Origin of the sequence: Erythrobacter sp. (genome assembly GCF_038133525.1) — a bacterium.
GTDB lineage: Bacteria > Pseudomonadota > Alphaproteobacteria > Sphingomonadales > Sphingomonadaceae > Qipengyuania.
On sequence record NZ_JAYPTL010000181.1, the window covers coordinates 1 to 1604 of the forward strand.

The window sequence follows — 1604 nt, forward strand, 5'->3', positions numbered from 1 at the left end:
GTCCAGGCTCAAGGTCGGTTGGGACGCGGGCAATGGCGCAGCAGGACCCGCACTCGAGAAGCTCGCGGCGCGCCTGCCGGGTGAGCATCACCTGCTGTTCACTGAAGTCGACGGCAGCTTTCCCAATCATCATCCCGATCCCACGGTCGAAGCCAATCTGGCGGACCTCAAGGCGCTCGTCGCGGAGAAGCATCTCGATTTCGGAGTGGCTTTCGATGGCGATGGCGACCGGATCGGCGCGATCGATGGCGAGGGCCGCGTGATCTGGGGTGACCAGCTGCTGATGATCTTCGCCGAGGATGTCCTCAAATCGCATCCCGGCGCGACGGTGATCGCCGATGTGAAGGCCAGCCGCGCGCTGTTCGATCGCGTTGCCGAATGCGGCGGGCGCCCGCTGATGTGGAAGACCGGCCATTCGCTGATCAAGTCCAAAATGAAGGAAGTTTCCTCTCCGCTGGCGGGTGAGATGAGCGGTTCTTTGCCGACAGCTATTACGGCTTCGACGATGCGCTTTATGCCGGGGCACGGCTGCTTGCCGCCAGCGCGCGGCTGGGCAAGTCGGTCACTCAATTGCGCGGCGAGATGCCCGGGATGCTGAACACGCCGGAGCTACGCTTCCAGGTCGACGAAAGCCGCAAGTTTGCCGCTATCGGCGAGATTGCGCAGCGGATCACCGATAGCGATGCCGTGGCCGACACAACCGATGGGGTGCGCGTCACCACCGATGACGGCTGGTGGCTGCTGCGCGCATCGAATACGCAGGACGTGCTGGTCGCGCGCGCCGAAAGCGACAGCGAGGAAGGGCTTGCTCGACTGCTGACGCAGATCGACGAGCAATTGGCATTGAGCGGCCTCGAACGCGGCGAAAGCGTCGGGCACTAGGACCCCGTCATTATCGCTTCCCACGGGTCGCGCGATTTGCTTCGTTGCGGAGCGTGAACGCATTGCACCCGGTCCCAAATGAAATCACCACCTGGTTTACCGGGCGAGGGTGGCGTGTGCGTCGGCACCAGGCGGAAATGCTCGAGGCGGCGGACGTGGGGAAGCACGCCCTGCTGGTGGCGGGTACCGGTGCGGGCAAGACGCTCGCGGGTTTCTTGCCGACGCTGGCGGATTTTTGTCCATCGAGGCTCGATGGTGCGGCTCCACATGAGGGGCTGCACACGCTCTATGTCTCGCCGCTCAAGGCGCTCGCGCATGATGTGCAGCGCAATTTGCTGACGCCGATCAAAGAAATCGGCCTGCCGATACGGGTCGAAACGCGCAGCGGCGACACGCCAGCCGAACGCAAGAAGCGCCAGCGGGTGAAGCCCCCGCATGTGCTGTTGACCACGCCGGAGAGCCTGTCGCTGCTGCTCAGCTATCCCGACAGTTTCGAGATGTTTCACGGGCTGAAGCGCGTGGTGGTGGACGAGGTGCACGCCTTCGCCACCGGCAAGCGCGGAGACCTGCTCGCGCTCAGCCTTTCGCGCCTGCAGGCGGCTGCGCCCGATATGCAGCGGGTCGCGCTCTCTGCCACAGTGGCCGATCCGGAAGGGTACCTTGGATGGCTCGCGCCCTGGGGAGATGTCGATACGGTCGAGCTGGTCGAAGGCGAGCAGGGC

Annotated in this window: 1 protein-coding gene and 1 pseudogene; both read left to right on the plus strand. The window is 64.5% G+C overall.

Going from position 1 to position 1604, the window contains the following annotated elements:
* A pseudogene (locus AAFM29_RS17780) lies at nucleotides 1–882 on the plus strand (phosphomannomutase/phosphoglucomutase); the annotation flags it as partial.
* A 53-nt stretch (nucleotides 883–935) separates the two neighbouring features.
* A partial coding sequence (locus AAFM29_RS17785; RefSeq protein ID WP_341714038.1) for a DEAD/DEAH box helicase occupies nucleotides 936–1604 on the plus strand: 669 nt, incomplete at its 3' end.